Annotated in this window: 15 protein-coding genes; 6 read left to right on the forward strand and 9 right to left on the reverse strand. The window is 65.3% G+C overall.

The window, feature by feature from the left end; all coding sequences use genetic code 11:
• The first annotated feature begins 67 nt into the window (after positions 1 to 67).
• From H928_RS0112520 to H928_RS0112530, 3 genes are all read left to right on the forward strand, one after another.
• Positions 68 to 430, forward strand: a complete 363-nt coding sequence (locus H928_RS0112520; RefSeq protein ID WP_021026821.1) for a hypothetical protein — start codon at positions 68 to 70, stop codon at positions 428 to 430.
• Between the two features lie 94 nt (positions 431 to 524).
• Positions 525 to 755: a hypothetical protein gene (locus tag H928_RS0112525; RefSeq protein WP_021026822.1), complete on the forward strand. Its 231-nt coding sequence runs from the start codon at positions 525 to 527 to the stop codon at positions 753 to 755.
• Positions 756 to 822: 67 nt separating this feature from the next.
• Positions 823 to 1356, forward strand: a complete 534-nt coding sequence (locus H928_RS0112530) for a GNAT family N-acetyltransferase (protein WP_021026823.1) — start codon at positions 823 to 825, stop codon at positions 1354 to 1356.
• An 8-nt stretch (positions 1357 to 1364) separates the two neighbouring features.
• On the opposite strand, the gene H928_RS0112535 is transcribed toward H928_RS0112530, so the two are convergent.
• Genes H928_RS0112535 through pyrE form a run of 3 tightly spaced genes read right to left on the reverse strand, consistent with a single transcriptional unit; the run spans position 1365 to position 3381 of the window.
• Positions 1365 to 1982 (reverse strand): DNA-3-methyladenine glycosylase I, encoded by a 618-nt coding sequence (locus H928_RS0112535; protein WP_021026824.1) that lies wholly within the window; start codon positions 1980 to 1982, stop codon positions 1365 to 1367.
• A gap of 15 nt (positions 1983 to 1997) precedes the next feature.
• Positions 1998 to 2663 carry a DUF4124 domain-containing protein gene (locus H928_RS0112540; RefSeq protein ID WP_148293147.1) on the reverse strand — a complete coding sequence of 222 codons (666 nt, stop codon included), beginning with the start codon at positions 2661 to 2663 and terminating at the stop codon, positions 1998 to 2000.
• Between the two features lie 19 nt (positions 2664 to 2682).
• The gene (gene pyrE, locus H928_RS0112545; protein ID WP_021026826.1) at positions 2683 to 3381 is read right to left on the reverse strand and encodes an orotate phosphoribosyltransferase; all 699 of its coding nucleotides are present in this window, start codon (positions 3379 to 3381) and stop codon (positions 2683 to 2685) included.
• A 10-nt stretch (positions 3382 to 3391) separates the two neighbouring features.
• On the opposite strand from pyrE, the gene H928_RS0112550 reads away from it, so the two are divergent.
• Positions 3392 to 4195, forward strand: a complete 804-nt coding sequence (locus H928_RS0112550) for an exodeoxyribonuclease III (protein ID WP_027010895.1) — start codon at positions 3392 to 3394, stop codon at positions 4193 to 4195.
• 62 nt (positions 4196 to 4257) lie between these two features.
• Positions 4258 to 4845 carry a hypothetical protein gene (locus tag H928_RS0112555; RefSeq protein ID WP_021026828.1) on the forward strand — a complete coding sequence of 196 codons (588 nt, stop codon included), beginning with the start codon at positions 4258 to 4260 and terminating at the stop codon, positions 4843 to 4845.
• A gap of 3 nt (positions 4846 to 4848) precedes the next feature.
• On the opposite strand, the gene pntB is transcribed toward H928_RS0112555, so the two are convergent.
• The 4 genes from pntB to H928_RS0112575 all read right to left on the reverse strand — a co-directional run bounded on the left by pntB (position 4849) and on the right by H928_RS0112575 (position 9462).
• On the reverse strand, positions 4849 to 6264 hold the full coding sequence (gene pntB, locus H928_RS0112560) for a Re/Si-specific NAD(P)(+) transhydrogenase subunit beta (protein WP_021026829.1): 1416 nt from the start codon (positions 6262 to 6264) through the stop codon (positions 4849 to 4851).
• A gap of 19 nt (positions 6265 to 6283) precedes the next feature.
• The gene (locus H928_RS0112565) at positions 6284 to 7951 is read right to left on the reverse strand and encodes a Re/Si-specific NAD(P)(+) transhydrogenase subunit alpha (protein WP_021026830.1); all 1668 of its coding nucleotides are present in this window, start codon (positions 7949 to 7951) and stop codon (positions 6284 to 6286) included.
• 171 nt (positions 7952 to 8122) lie between these two features.
• A complete protein-coding gene (locus H928_RS0112570) occupies positions 8123 to 8548 on the reverse strand; it encodes a cupin domain-containing protein (RefSeq protein ID WP_021026831.1) in 426 nt (141 codons plus the stop codon).
• 77 nt (positions 8549 to 8625) lie between these two features.
• Positions 8626 to 9462 carry an AraC family transcriptional regulator gene (locus H928_RS0112575; protein ID WP_021026832.1) on the reverse strand — a complete coding sequence of 279 codons (837 nt, stop codon included), beginning with the start codon at positions 9460 to 9462 and terminating at the stop codon, positions 8626 to 8628.
• Between the two features lie 186 nt (positions 9463 to 9648).
• On the opposite strand from H928_RS0112575, the gene H928_RS0112580 reads away from it, so the two are divergent.
• A complete protein-coding gene (locus H928_RS0112580; protein WP_021026833.1) occupies positions 9649 to 10287 on the forward strand; it encodes an MBL fold metallo-hydrolase in 639 nt (212 codons plus the stop codon).
• A 68-nt stretch (positions 10288 to 10355) separates the two neighbouring features.
• Here the strand turns inward: H928_RS0112580 and H928_RS0112585 are convergent, their stop codons facing one another.
• The gene (locus H928_RS0112585) at positions 10356 to 12665 is read right to left on the reverse strand and encodes a TonB-dependent siderophore receptor (RefSeq protein WP_021026834.1); all 2310 of its coding nucleotides are present in this window, start codon (positions 12663 to 12665) and stop codon (positions 10356 to 10358) included.
• 162 nt (positions 12666 to 12827) lie between these two features.
• A partial coding sequence (locus H928_RS0112590) for a helix-turn-helix transcriptional regulator (RefSeq protein ID WP_021026835.1) occupies positions 12828 to 13189 on the reverse strand: 362 nt, incomplete at its 5' end.

The following is a 13189-nucleotide window of genomic DNA, read 5'->3' on the forward strand; positions in this document are numbered from 1 at the left end:
CCTGCGGGTGACCGTGGGCAGCCTGGCTGACTCCATGCTCTGCAACAAGGAATAAAGGCCGGGCCCCATGGATTCGCTGACCCTGGCCTTTTTGCCACTGACCCTGTGGTGGCCCGTGGCTGCAGGCCTGTCCTTGCTGCTGGTGTTCGCCGCTGTGCTGTGGATGTTTGTGCAAACCCGCCCTGCCCGGCAGCGCCCAGCCGCTGGCCGCCCCGGCTGGCTGCCCTGGGCCTTTGCGCTGTTTGCGCTGGCCTGGTGGGGCTTTGGCCTGGCGCTGGCCTTGTGGCCGCTGCGGGAGCTGGACGAGCTGGGCCAGTGGGCGCGCGCCAGCAGCTATGTGCTGGTGCCGCTGTGGATCGGCGGCGTTGCCTGGGTGGGCGCGCTCCTAGTGCAGCGCCTGTTGCGCAGCACGGCGGCGATGCGCGGCTAAGAACCTGTTCAAAGCACCGGTTTGGCGGCGATTGCCGATTGACAGCCGCCCCATTTGCGCCAAACTGGGGCCATGTTTGCACCGGAGGCCTGCCATGACCGATATCGACAGCATCAACCTCGACAAGCTGCGCAATATTGTGCAGAAGTTCACGCACCGTGACTTCACCGCCGCCCAGATTGCCGACGACTACTGGGATGGCGCTGCCGAGCAGATCGGTGCCAGCGGCGCGCAGTTTGAAGCCGTATTGCAGCGCAATGCGGCGCTGCTGGGTATACAGACCGTTGGCAGTCACCAGCCCGCCCGCTGGCATGTAGCGGCTTAACAGCTGTTTCACCCCCCCCTCTTCCCTATCGCACAGCACCGCCGCCCAGCGGTGCTAGGCTTGCACCATGCTGCAGCCCGCCCGCCTCCATTTCCGCGATTTCTCCCCCGCTGACCTGTTCGTCGTCGCCCATGCGATGGGGGATGCGCGGCTGACCGCGTTCTACGGGCTGGAAACAGAGCACAGCGATGCCCGCGCAATTGCGCAGGAACAGCTCGATTGGTATGCGTCCGTCGCCAGCGAGGGCAGCGGCTGGTGGCAGGCCGTGCTGCTCGATGGCGCCGTGATCGCGGCGGTTGGCCTCTACGACCATGACGACGAGGCCGACAGTGCCGACCTGGGCTACTGGCTGCTGCCCGACCACTGGGGCCATGGCTGGATGAACCAGGCGCTGCGCCAGTGGCTGCCCAGCGCCTTTGCGCGGCTGGGCTTGCACAGCGTGGTGGCCTATGTGGAACCCGAGAATGCGGCCTCCACCCGGCTGTTGGAGCGCCTGGGCTTTTGCCATGAAGGCCTGCTGCGCGACTGCAGCAAGCGCGATGAGCAATACATATCGCTGCAGCGCTATTCGCTGCTGGTCAGCGAGCTATCGGCGCTGTAGCAGCAGACTCAAGCCGGCCGGCCATCCCGCACATGGCAGCCCTGCAGATGGTCATTGACCATGCCCATGGCCTGCATGAAAGCGTAGACCGTGGTCGGGCCGACAAACTTCCAGCCGCGTTTTTTCAGGTCCTTGGACAGCGCCACCGCCTCGGGCGGCACACCCATCTGGCGCACGGCGTCCAAGGTGATGTGCTCGGGCCGGCTGCCGGGCGCCGGCGCAAAGCGCCAGAGATAGGCGTCAAAACTGCCAAACTCGCGCTGCACCTCAGCCAGGCGCTGGGCATTGTTGATCACCGCCTCGATCTTGCCCCGGTGGCGCACGATACCGGCATCGGCCAGCAGGCGCTGCACATCGTCGGCGCCAAACTGCGCGATCTGCGGGGCATCAAACTGTGCAAAGGCGGCTCTGAAGGACGCACGCTTGTTCAGGATCGTCAGCCAGCTCAGGCCCGCCTGAAAGCCTTCGAGGCAGATCTTCTCGAACAGCCGGCGGTCATCATGCACGGGAAAGCCCCATTCATGGTCGTGGTAGTGCTGGTAGAGGGGCGAGGCCATGCACCAGCTGCAGCGCGCGCGCTGGTCATCGGCCAGCGCCAGGCCTGGGGCGAGGGAGTCAAGAGGCATGGGGCGTGCGCGCGGCTACCTGGAAGCGGCCGGGGTCCAGTAGGGTTTGAGGCTTTGGGCCTCTTCGTCAAAGCGCAGGTTGGTGGCCTTGATCTCGTCGTTGATCGTGGCGATCTGCTCGTCCACTTCCTTCAGGTCATGGCGGTTGCCATCGAGGCGCGCCTGCAACGGGGCGGGCGCCTTGCTCGGGTCCTTCTTGTAGAACTCCATGTCCTGGTCGATCTTCTTGCGGTCTTCCAGCAAGAAGCTACGGCGCTCCTGCACGATGCGGATCTGGGCGCGCAGCACATCGACGGCCTCGCCCCGTTCGGCATCGTGCGCGGCCTTGGTCGGGAAACGCGTTGCCAGTGCCCGCTCACGGCGCTTGCCGTCGTTGGCGCGGTAGCGCTCTTCGGCCTCACGGCGCTGCTGGGCCGCCTGCTCGGCGCGCTCACGCTCGGAGTAGGTAGGCCCGACCGTGCGCACCGCACCGCCGGGCATGGTGACCTGCTGCTCACGGTCCGCGCAGGCGGCAATGGGCCGGTCCGCCGTCAGGCGGCGCCCACCCGCATCCACGCAGCTGTAGACCATGGTCGTAGACGGGGACTTTTGGGCATGGCTGGCGCCAGCGAGCATCAGCATCGCCATGGCCAAAGCAGCGGCACACCGGTCCTTGCGCATCGTCAGATCCTTATCATTCAAAACTATCGAATTCTAATAATCAATTGCCAACGCCATAACGTTCCCGGTACGCCAGCACCTGACTGTGGTGTTCACGCATCGAATCGGCTGCCGCGCCCTGGGCCAGAAAGGCCAGCAGGTCCTCCAGTTTGGCGATGGTACAGACCTGCATGCCCAGCTGGTCACGCACATATTGCACCGCACTATGCGCCACATCCTTGCCATTCTCAGTGGCTTTTTCCTGTCTGTCCAATGCAATGGCCATGGCGTGGGGGATGGCGCCCGCGCCCTGGATCAGCGCAATCGATTCGCGCGCGGCGGTACCGGCCGACATCACATCGTCAATGATCAGCACCCGGCCCTTGAGCGGGGCGCCCACCAGGCTGCCGCCTTCGCCATGGTCCTTGGCCTCTTTGCGGTTATAGGCAAAGGGCACGTTCTTGCCCTGGCGCGCCAGCTCCACGGCCACGGTCGCTGCCAGCGGAATGCCCTTGTAGGCCGGGCCGAACACCATGTCGAATGCCACACCGCTGGCCAGAATCGCTTTTGCATAGAATTCAGACAGACGCGCCATCTTGGCGCCGTCATCGAACAGGCCTGCATTGAAGAAATACGGGCTGATGCGGCCGGCCTTGGTGGTGAACTGCCCAAAGCGCAGCACGCCAGCGTCCACGGCAAACTCTACAAAATCCTGCGCCAGCTGCGCATCCGCGCCTGACTGTGGGAGACTAACGACCATGACCCAATCCTTGTTCAAATTAACCAGCCTCAACCTCAACGGCATCCGCTCCGCTGCCACCAAGGGCGTGATCCCCTGGATTGAGACAACCCGGCCCGATTGTATTTGTGTGCAGGAAATCAAGGCACAGCAAGCGGATATGCTGGACAAGTTCGACGTCATCGATGAGATGAACGGGTATTTCCAGTTTGCCGAGAAAAAAGGCTACTCGGGCGTGGGCGTCTACACCCGCCATGCGCCCAGCGATGTGGTGATCGGCTTCTCGCCCAACGAGTTCGATGCCGAAGGCCGCTACGTGGAGCTGCGCTTTGACACGCCCACGCGCAAGTTCTCCATCATCAGCTGCTACTTCCCCAGCGGCAGCTCCGGCGAGATCCGCCAGGCCGCCAAGTACCGCTTTCTGGCCGAGCTGCACCCGCACCTGATGCGCCTGCGCGCCGAGCGCGACTTCATTCTCTGTGGCGACGTGAACATTGCCCACACCAATGCCGATATCAAGAACTGGCGCAGCAACCAGAAAAACAGCGGCTTTCTGCCCGAAGAGCGCAGCTGGATGACCCAGCTGCTGGAGAAAGAGACCGAGACCGGCGGCCTGGTCGATGTGTACCGCGTGCTCCAGCCCGATACCACCGATGCCTGCTACACCTGGTGGAGCAACCGGGGCCAGGCCTATGCCAACAACGTGGGCTGGCGCCTGGACTACCACCTGGCCACGCCCGCGATTGCCGCACTGGCCCGCAAGGAGCATATCTACAAGGATGTGAAGTTCTCGGACCACGCCCCGATCACCATCGATTACGACTTCCAGCTGTAACCCATCGCCCGGTCCCTGCGGCCTCCGTCCCGGGAGCCGCAACCGCCATTCGGGAGCCTTCCATGCGCATCACTGCAGCCTCTCTTCTTCTGGCCGGCCTGCTGGCCAGCACCGCCGCCTGCGCCAAGGATGCATCGGATTACAGCGCGCAGGAGCTGGTGGAGGCGCTGACCCAGCGCCTGTCCAAGGTGCTGCTGGCAGGCCCGACACGGGATTCACCAGACAATACCGCCGCCATCATCGTGCTCGAAGGCAAGGCCCTGGCACTGGCACCCCGGCTGCAGTCCACCCCCACGATGCGGGTGCTAAGCCGGGAGCAGCTGGTGGCCGAGCAGCGCGCCAACTTTCTGATCATCTCGCAGCTGGGCCAGCAGGGCGCGGACATGCTGGTCGACTACGAGACGCCCAACAATGCCTCGTTCGGCACCTTGCGCATCCAGGACAAGGAGGGCAAGCTGGTCTTCAAGGGCGAAGACACCTACCGCAGCAGCAGCGGTGCGCGCGCGACCTATGCGCGCCTCTACGGCGGCCTGCCCTGCCGCCATGGCAGCGAGATGGCCTACCGCTTCAACTATGCCGACCGCTATGCACGCAGCGGCGAGTGCCCGGTAGCGCGCTTTCCCAGCAGCGATTCGGCTTTCGAGTGGTAGGCGCTAGCTGCTGTTCTTGAGCGTCGCCAGCACCTCATCGAGCATCTGCTTGGCATCGCCAAACAGCATGCGGTTGTTGTCCTTGTAGAAAAGCGGGTTGTCCACGCCGGCGTAACCGGTCGCCATCGAGCGCTTCATCACGATCGACTGGCGCGCCTTCCAGACCTCCAGCACCGGCATGCCGGCAATGGGACTGCTGGGGTCGTCCTGCGCAGCCGGGTTCACGATGTCGTTGGCGCCAATGACCATGGCCACATCGGTGTCGGGAAAGTCGTCGTTGATCTCGTCCATCTCCAGCACGATGTCATAGGGCAGCTTGGCCTCGGCCAGCAGCACATTCATGTGGCCGGGCATGCGGCCAGCCACCGGGTGGATCGCAAAGCGCACCTCGACGCCGCGCTCGCGCAAGCTGCGGGTGATCTCGTTGACGGTGTGCTGGGCCTGGGCGACCGCCATGCCGTAGCCCGGCACGATGACCACGCGCTTGGCCTCGCGCAGCATCTCGGCGGTTTCGGCTGCCGTCACCGCCACCACCTCACCCTGGGGCACCGCGCCCGCCTGCCCCGCCGGCGTGGGCGCGCCACTGCCAAAGCCGCCAGCGATCACGCTGATAAAGCTGCGGTTCATCGCCTGGCACATGATGTAGCTCAGGATCGCGCCGGACGAACCCACCAGCGCGCCGGTGACGATCAACAAGTCGTTGCCGAGCATAAAGCCCGTGGCCGCTGCGGCCCAGCCCGAGTAGCTGTTGAGCATGGACACCACCACCGGCATGTCAGCCCCGCCAATGGCCATCACCATGTGCAGGCCAAACAGCAGTGCGATGGCGGTCATCACCAGCAGCGCCAGCATGCCCAGGCCCAGCGATGCGCTCTGCACAAACCAGCAGCCCAGCGCGACCACCACGACCAACCCCAGCAGGTTGAGCAGATGCCGCCCCGGCAGCAAGAGCGGCTTGCCACCGATGCGGGCATTGAGCTTGCCAAAGGCCACCAGGGAGCCCGAGAAGGTGACTGCGCCGATGAGAATGCCGATATAGATCTCGGCCGCATGGATGGCCTTCTCGGCCCCCTGCAGCGGCTGGGAGGTATCGACATAGCTGGCAAAACCCACCAGGCAGGCGGCCAGGCCGACGAGGCTGTGCATCAGCGCCACCAGCTCGGGCATCTGGGTCATCTTGACCCGCTTGGCGGCATACAGGCCGATGCCGCCGCCCAGCACCAGCGCGATGACAATGGCCACGACGCCGGACTGCGAGACGCGCGGGCCAAAAATGGTCACCAGCACCGCCAGGCCCATGCCCAGCATGCCCAGCAGATTGCCGCGCCGCGCGGTCTCGGGGTGTGACAGCCCGCCCAGGCTGAGGATGAACAAGATGGCAGCGCCCAGGTAGGCGACGGTGGCAAGGCTTTCGGTCATGCGGTTCTACCTCGGTGGCCTATTTGCGGAACATGGCCAGCATGCGGCGCGTGACCGCAAAACCACCAAACATATTGATCGCCGTGAGCACCAGCGCCACAAAGGCCAGTGCACCGATCAGCAGCCCGGGCCGGTCCGTGCCCACCACGCCCGGCGGCGCCATCTGCACCAGCGCGCCAATGGCGATGATGCTGGAGATCGCATTGGTCACGCTCATCAGCGGCGTGTGCAGCGCGGGCGTCACGTTCCAGACCACCATGTAGCCGATAAAGCAGGCCAGCACAAACACCGTCAGATGCCCCAGGAAGGCCGCCGGCGCATGGGCGCCCACCAACCAGAACAAGAGCGCCAGCACCGCAAAGATGATCGCCAGGCTGCGCGCAGGCAAGGGGCTGCCGGCGCCATGGCCGTGGCCGCGCTTTTTGGCCGCCGCCGGGCTGGCAGCCGCAGTGCCCGCAGCCCCCGCAGTAGCCGCTGCCGGTGTGGCCACGGGCGCGGCCGCCAGCGCAGGCGCAGGCCAGCTGATGCTGCCCTGGTACACCACCGTCAGGCCCCGGATCGCATCGTCCTCCATGTCCACCAGCGCATGCCCATCCTTGGCCTTGCACAGCTCCTCGGTCAGGCGCAGCAGGTTGTTGGCATACAGGGTGGACGACTGCGCGGCCAGGCGCGAGGCCAGGTCGGTATAGCCCACAATCGTCACGCCGTGGCGCACCACGGCCTCACCGGGCACCGTCAGCGCACAGTTGCCGCCCTGCTCGGCGGCCATGTCCACAATCACGCTGCCGGGCTTCATCGCCTGCACCATCTCGGCGGTAATCAGCCGGGGCGCGGGCTTGCCGGGGATCAGGGCCGTGGTGATGATGATGTCGGCCCACGCCGCCTGCTGCGCATACATCTGGCGCTGCGCCGCCTGAAAGCCCTCGCTCATCACCTTGGCGTAGCCGCCGCCGCCGCCGCCTTCTTCGGCATAGTCCACCGGCACAAAGGTGCCGCCCAGCGACACCACCTGGTCGGCCGCTTCGGCCCGCGTATCGTTGGCGCGCACCACAGCGCCCAGGCTGACCGCTGTGCCAATCGCCGACAGGCCGGCCACCCCCGCGCCCGCAATAAACACCTGCGCCGGCGGCACCTTGCCCGCCGCCGTGATCTGGCCGTTGAAAAAGCGGCCAAACGCATGGGCCGCTTCGACCACCGCCCGGTAGCCGCTGACCCCCGCCATCGAGGTCAGCGCATCCATCTTCTGCGCGCGGCTCAGGGTGCGCGGCAGCGCATCCATCGCCAGCACCGTCAGCCCCTTGGCCGCCAGCTGCGCCATCAACGCGGGGTTTTGCGCAGGCCAGACAAAGCCGACCAGGATCTGGCCGGCATGCATCCATTCGACCTCTTCAGGCGTCGGTGGCCGCACCTTGAAGAGAATGTCAGCCCCCGCCCAGATCGCTGCGCTGGGCAGCACCTGCGCCCCCGCTGCGCGGTAGGCCTCGTCGCCAAAACTGGCCGCCTCGCCAGCGCCTGCCGCCACGCTGACGCGAAAGCCCAGCTTGACCAGCTTGTCGACCACCGCAGGGACGGTGGCCACGCGCTTTTCACCGGGAAATATCTCGTGCGGCACCCCTATGCATTGCGGGTTGGCTGGCGCTGGCTGTGGCGCCGCTGCTACCGAGGTCGGCGGTGAGATGCTGGACATGGATGCGCGCTCCTGTTTCAGGGATCAACTCGCTTGCAGAGCGCCGGTATGCCCGGCCACGGCTGCAGCGCTGAACACCTTGTATCACGGGGCAGCCATTTGGGCTACGCGCATTTTTGCCTAGGGCCTTGCATATCTACTATGCAAGTCATGTCCATGGCTGGGCCGCGATCAGATCCAGAGATCATTCGCCACCGTACGCTCCCCCGCCTCCCCATCCCCCGTATTCGCCACCCCGCGCGGCTCGATCAGCAGCAGCTGGACCTCGGCCTGTGCAAAGGGTTTGTGCTCCAGGCCCTGGGGGATGACGGCCATTTGGCCGGCCTGCAGGTGGATGGCGCGGATACTGCCGCTGGCATCGCGCAGATCGATGCGCAGCTGGCCATCGAGGACGATAAAGGTCTCATCGGTGTCGCGGTGCTGGTGCCACAAAAATTCGCCAGCGATCTTGACGAGCTTGAACTGGTAGTCGTTCATCTCTGCGACCACGCGCGGCTGCCAGTGGCCCTGCAGCAATGCGATCTTGCCCAGCAGATCGATGGACTGGCCTTGGCCACGGTGGCTTGGAGTGGGAAATGTTTCGGTAGCTGCTGGCATGGTCTTGCTGGATAGGTTGAAAACAGCCAGCTTAAGAATGCTCCGCCCAAAAGTATTGAACGTTTGTGGGCAAGCGTTCAGCGGCGCGATGCCTGGCGCATGACCTGCAGCCAGCGCCCTGGCGTGATGCCAAAGGTTTTCAGAAAATGCCGCGTCATATGGCTTTGGTCGGCAAAGCCGGCGTCCTGGGCAGCATCGGCCAGCGACAGGCCCGCCAGCAACCCGCGCCGCACCGCATCGAGCCGGCGCATCGTCAGGTAGCGGTAGGGGCTGGTGCCATAGAACATGCGGAAATCATGCGACAGGCTCCGGGGGTCGGGGCCGGTGGCCGCTTCCAGCGCATCGAGTGCCACCCCGCTGCTGGCATGGGCCAACAGGTAGTCACGCGCGCGGCGCGCGGCCTGGTAGTCGCCCTTGGCTTTGGCGCGCCGTGTGCCGGGCCCGCCGGTGGCAGCGGCCAGCGCATGGGCCAGTTGCGCCAGCGCATCGCTTTGCTCCAGCGGCTCGACCGTATCGTCCACGCCTTGCAGCAGGGCCTCGGCAGCGGCCGATATCGCCGGGTCGTTGGTGATACCGCCCTCCAGAAATGGCAGCGCGCTGCCGCCCAGAATGTCCTGGATCAGCGCGGGCTCCACATAGACCATGCGGTAGCGAAAGCCCTCGTCCGTGCCGGCCTGCCCGTCATGCGCCTCGTCGGGATGCAGCACCAGGGTGCTGCCGGCCAGGCTGTCACGGCGCCCGCGCCGGTAGTGAAAGCTTTGCACGCCCGCCAGGGTGCGCCCTATCGCATAGGTGTCGTGGCGGTGCATCGCGTAGGCATTGCCCTGGAACCAGGCCTCGATGCGCTCCATGCGGTCGGAAGGCGGGCTGCGCAGCACCCAATCCGAACGTGGCAAGGCAGGGGGGCGGGGCATCAAGAATCCAGACAGGTGGTGAAAGCAGGGGACGAAGTGCTGATTCTACAAACCATCCCCAAGCGGCGCCCACTTGCAGCGCCGAACCCCGCCCAGCTCCAAGCCCACCGCAGCTTGCCGCACAATAGCCGTATTGCGCCCTGCACACGCCAGCCCTGTGCGTGGCCGCCAGCCCCCACACCAACCATGCTCCACTACCACACGATTCCCGTCACCGCGTTTCAGCAAAACTGCTCCCTGGTCTGGTGCGACCAGCAAATGGAGGCCGCCGTCATTGACCCCGGCGGTGATCTGGAGCGCATCGAGGCAGAGATCGCGCGCCTGGGTCTGCAGCTCAAGGCCATCTGGCTGACCCATGCGCATATCGACCATGCCGGTGGCGCAGGGGCGCTGGCCGAGCAGCGCGGGCTGCCGATCATTGGCCCGCACCCGGGCGACCAGTTCTGGATTGATGGCCTGCCCCAGCAAAGCCAGATGTTTGGCTTTCCGCCCGCGCAAAGCTTTACGCCCACGCGCTGGCTGCAGGATGGCGATACGGTCAGCATCGGGCAGGAAACCCTGCAGGTGCGCCACTGCCCCGGCCACACCCCCGGCCATGTGGTCTTCCATGCACCGCAGATCACGCGCTGCTTTGTGGGCGATGTGCTGTTTGCCGGCAGCATTGGCCGCACCGATTTCCCCCAGGGCAACCACCAGCAGCTGATCGACTCGATCACCCAGCGGCTGTGGCCCATGGGCGATGCAACGGTGTTCATCCCCGGCCATGGCCCCGAGAGCAGCTTTGGCCGTGAGCGCCAAAGCAACCCCTATGTGGGCGGAACCTGATCCCAGATCAGCACTTGAACGCCAAAGGCCAGCGGCATGCCGCTGGCCTTTTTTACATGGCGCGCCGATCAGAACTTGGCCGTGAGCGAGGCGTAGAACGAGCGGCCTGGCTCGTTGTAGGTTGCGGCCCCAGCGCCGTAGATGGTGCGCGGGTTGTTCACACCCACGGCATTGCCCATGCGGTAGAGGCGCTTGTCAAACAGGTTCTTGATGCCGGCGGTCAGGGTGACATCCTTGGTAAAGCTGTAGCGCGCGCCCACGCCCACCAGCGCATAGGGGGCCAGGCGGCGGGTTTCCTCGCCGGTCAGCGGCAGGCCCTGGTAGTCGAGCTTGTTGGGCTTTTGCCCGCCGTACCAGGTCACCGAGCCGAGCAGCTGCAAGGCATTGGTGGTCTGCCACTCCACGCGTGAATTGAGCGTGTACTTGGGGATGATGGACAGCTGCTCGCCAGTGGTCTTGTTCTTGCTCTGCACCATGTAGGTGAGGTTGTTGCTCAAGCGCACTGCGGGGCTGAGCTTGACGTTGAACGTGCCCTCCACGCCAGAGACCACCGCCTTGGGGATATTGGTCCAGGTGAACACATCGGCATTGGCATAGGCGCCGGTGCCGCCGGTCGCGGTGCCCACCGGGGTCATGCCCGCATCGATCTTGTTGCGGTAGTCGTTGTGGAACAGGGTGACGCCGGCGAGCAGGCCCTCGTCGGCATACTCGATGCCCAGCTCCTTGTTGATGCTGGTCTCGGGCTTGAGGTCGGCATTGCCCATCAGATAGCAGGCCCCACCCGCGCCCCAGCAGCCAATGCCACGGCTGTAGAGCAGGTAGTTGGGGTTCATCTGGTAGAGGTTGGGGGCCTTGTAGGCCCGTGCCACGCCGGCCTTCAACGTGACCTTGTCCGTCAGGTAGTGCGACAGGTTCAGCGACGGGCTCCAGTTGGTGCCCACCTCGCTGTGCTGGTCCAGTCGCAGGCCGGGGGTCAGCAGGGTTCTGGCATTGAGCTCGATGTTGTCTTCGACAAAGAGCGAGGCAATGCGCGAGGAGATCTTGCCGCTGCGGCCGGTGTTGTCCACCCCGGGCACGCTGCCAGCCTCGGTCGTGGTTTGCGAGACGGAGTTGCTGTCTTCCAACTTTTGCTCCACCCACTCGGCGCCCACGGTCATCACATGGGGCAGGCTGCCCCATTTACCCCGGGCGCTGATCTCGCCATGGGCGGTCAGGATGTCGAGCTTGGAGGTGCCATAGGCATCGCTGGAGAACAGGCCTTCGGTGCCGCCGGCCAGGCCTTCGTTCATGCGGGTGTTGCGCGTGGTTTCGTACTGCAGGTAGGCGGTGGAGCTGCCAAAGTCGTACTCACCCTTGTGCGTGACGGCATAGGTCGAGCGGTACATGCGGTTGGTCTCGGTGCCCAGCGCATCGAGCACGCGCTGCGAGGTGGCGACCAGGTTGCCATTCGCATCGACGGTGTAGTTGTTGGTGTTTTGCGTATCACCCGCATAGATGTTGCCCTGGCGTGCAAAGCTGGCATCGAAGTCGATGCGGTGGCCCGCTGCGGGCTTGAGGCTCAGGCGCCCCGAGAGGTTGCGGTCACGCACCCCTTCGCGGCCTGCAGGGAAGGTGCCGGCATAAATGCCGGTGCGGGTCGAGGCATGGCCTTGGTTGATGTCCCAGGCGTCCGCATCGGTCTTGTCCACATTGCCGCTCAGGCGAAAGCCCAGCTGCTCGGAGATCGGCCCGGCCAGCGAGAAGCTGGTGCGGCTGCTGCTGCCGTCGCGCGAATCTTCTGGCTGGTTGTAGTACGCCGTCGCGCTGCCACTCAGCTTGTCGGGGATGCCCTTGGTGATGATGTTGACCACGCCGCCGGCTGCGCCATTGCCGTAGCGGGCAGCGGCGGGGCCGCGCAGCACCTCGATCTGCTCGACGGCCTCCTGCGGCACCCAGTTCATGTCGCCCCGCGTGTCGCGCTCACCGCGCCAGCCGTAGCGCACCGATCCGCGGCTGTTGACGGGTTTGCCATCGACCAGGATCAAGGTGTTTTCCGGGCCCATGCCGCGCAGGTCGATCTGGCGGTTGTTGCCGCGCTGGCCGCTGCTGGAGTTGCTGGTCAGGTTCACACCGGGCTGCTGGCGCAGCACATCGGCCAGGTCATTGCTGGGCTGGCTGTCCAGGTCCTCGCGCGTGACGGTCGAGACGCCCGGTGCCTGCTTCCAGGCACTTTCTGCCGTGCCCAGCACCTGCACCGTCTCCAAGGTCGGATCCTGCTCCGACGGCGTGGTTGCCGCTGCCGGGGTTTGTGCCTGCGCCGCCGCCTGCACCCCCAACACCAGCACTGCTGCTGCCACGGCGCGCAAGCGCCACCCCTGTTCCCCTGCCTGGATCGCCATACCGCCCCTTTTGTAAAGATGAATGATTTTCATTACCAAGTACTGAATTCTTCCATCTGGGGGGTGGTCCGTGGTTTGCGCGGCCAACAAAGATGTTTGCGCCAGCGGCAAAGCCGCTCGTTCGTGGAACAGGCGATGCATGCGGAGAGAAGTGGTAAGCTTTTAGACCCGTACCCGCGCCAGCTTGGGCGCCAGGCCAAAGCGCCGGCGGTAGGCGGTGGCAAAGTTGGCGGCGCTGGTGTAGCCGGCCAGCAGCGCCGCCTGGCCCACGGTGATGCCATCGCGCTCCAGCGCCTGGCGGGCGCGCTGCAGACGGCATTCGCGCAAAAACTCAAACACCGTGGTGCCGTAGACGCTGCGGAACTGGCGCTGCAAGGTGCTGGCATTGACGCCCGCCTGGCGCGCAATCGCATCCATCGACAGTGCGTCGGCCTGGCCCGAGGCGAGAAACGCATGCAGTTCGCGCAGCCGCTGGTGCTCGCGCGGCAGCAGGCCCGCCGCACTGCCGCCCGGGGCTGCGGCCT

The sequence above is a fragment of the Comamonas sp. B-9 genome, assembly GCF_000410635.1.
In the GTDB taxonomy this organism is placed as follows: Bacteria; Pseudomonadota; Gammaproteobacteria; order Burkholderiales; family Burkholderiaceae_C; genus Comamonas.

Bases quoted from the DNA above. Each gene is read 5' to 3' on its own strand.
- H928_RS0112555 (WP_021026828.1), top strand. From the start codon at position 4,258: ATGCGCATCACTGCAGCCTCTCTTCTTCTGGCCGGCCTGCTGGCCAGC.
- H928_RS0112520 (WP_021026821.1), top strand. From the start codon at position 68: ATGGATTCGCTGACCCTGGCCTTTTTGCCACTGACCCTGTGGTGGCCC.
- H928_RS0112585 (WP_021026834.1), bottom strand. From the start codon at position 12,665: ATGGCGATCCAGGCAGGGGAACAGGGGTGGCGCTTGCGCGCCGTGGCA.
- H928_RS0112565 (WP_021026830.1), bottom strand. From the start codon at position 7,951: ATGTCCAGCATCTCACCGCCGACCTCGGTAGCAGCGGCGCCACAGCCA.
- H928_RS0112580 (WP_021026833.1), top strand. From the start codon at position 9,649: ATGCTCCACTACCACACGATTCCCGTCACCGCGTTTCAGCAAAACTGC.
- H928_RS0112525 (WP_021026822.1), top strand. From the start codon at position 525: ATGACCGATATCGACAGCATCAACCTCGACAAGCTGCGCAATATTGTG.
- pyrE (WP_021026826.1), bottom strand. From the start codon at position 3,381: ATGGTCGTTAGTCTCCCACAGTCAGGCGCGGATGCGCAGCTGGCGCAG.
- H928_RS0112575 (WP_021026832.1), bottom strand. From the start codon at position 9,462: ATGCCCCGCCCCCCTGCCTTGCCACGTTCGGATTGGGTGCTGCGCAGC.
- H928_RS0112570 (WP_021026831.1), bottom strand. From the start codon at position 8,548: ATGCCAGCAGCTACCGAAACATTTCCCACTCCAAGCCACCGTGGCCAA.
- H928_RS0112535 (WP_021026824.1), bottom strand. From the start codon at position 1,982: ATGCCTCTTGACTCCCTCGCCCCAGGCCTGGCGCTGGCCGATGACCAG.
- pntB (WP_021026829.1), bottom strand. From the start codon at position 6,264: ATGACCGAAAGCCTTGCCACCGTCGCCTACCTGGGCGCTGCCATCTTG.
- H928_RS0112530 (WP_021026823.1), top strand. From the start codon at position 823: ATGCTGCAGCCCGCCCGCCTCCATTTCCGCGATTTCTCCCCCGCTGAC.